Genomic DNA, 351 nt, shown 5'->3' with positions numbered 1-351 from the left:
CTTTACTAATAGACAGATATCGCTTTGCTAAATCAGTTGCGACGGATAGAATTCAAAATGCATTGTTCGAAACCCTTTCATTAGTAATTACTCCTACAGAGCATAATAGTTATGACACCTCTAAAATACCAGATAACTTTGAAGAGTTAGTTCTAGACAATAAAGAGCGCTTAATTGAAGCACTAAATGATGGTATTGATAATAACTTTAAAAGTCATGTAGTTACTATCTTACATGAAGTAGTAACAAAACGTGACGCTTTGAAACTCAGAGATAATGAACTTTTAAGTCAACTAATTGTTAACATGATCAATGAACTAGAATTTGAAAAACAGTTACTTATATCTATAA

Annotated in this window: 1 protein-coding gene; it reads left to right on the top strand. The window is 30.5% G+C overall.

Features of this window, described 5'->3' with window-relative positions; all coding sequences use genetic code 11:
- The coding region (locus AB4653_RS07285; RefSeq protein WP_372103700.1) for a hypothetical protein at positions 1-351 on the top strand (351 nt) is incomplete at both ends.

This window comes from Vibrio sp. 10N.222.48.A3 (assembly GCF_041475345.1).
Taxonomy (GTDB): domain Bacteria; phylum Pseudomonadota; class Gammaproteobacteria; order Enterobacterales; family Vibrionaceae; genus Vibrio; species Vibrio tasmaniensis_A.
The sequence above is the reverse complement of the archived record's forward strand: the minus strand, read 5'-3'. Positions and strand labels throughout refer to the sequence as shown.